Source organism: Gillisia marina (assembly GCF_000258765.1).
In the GTDB taxonomy this organism is placed as follows: domain Bacteria; phylum Bacteroidota; class Bacteroidia; order Flavobacteriales; family Flavobacteriaceae; genus Gillisia; species Gillisia marina.
The window spans coordinates 1-254 of the sequence record NZ_AJLT01000115.1 but is presented as its reverse complement, the minus strand read 5'-3'; the positions used below and the strand labels follow the sequence as shown (position 1 = coordinate 254).

Annotated in this window: 1 pseudogene; it reads right to left on the bottom strand. The window is 36.2% G+C overall.

Features of this window, described 5'->3' with window-relative positions:
* A pseudogene (locus tag ON07_RS16650) lies at positions 1 to 254 on the bottom strand (hypothetical protein); the annotation flags it as partial.

Genomic DNA, 254 nt, shown 5'->3' with positions numbered 1-254 from the left:
TCCATCACCATTAAAAGAAGAAAGAGTAATGGTTACCGACCAAATTCCAGAAGTTCCACTGGAAGTTACACCAGAAAATGAATCTGGTTCCATACCTCCCCTTAAAGATTTATCTAAAACAATATTACCATCCGCATCTCTGACTTCCATTTTAAATGAACCATTACTTGAAGAAGTAATATCAGCGTTATAATCTGCCGTATTTAGAGAGTTTTGCCAAAAAAAATGTTCGTGTTTCACTACCACCATTCCCA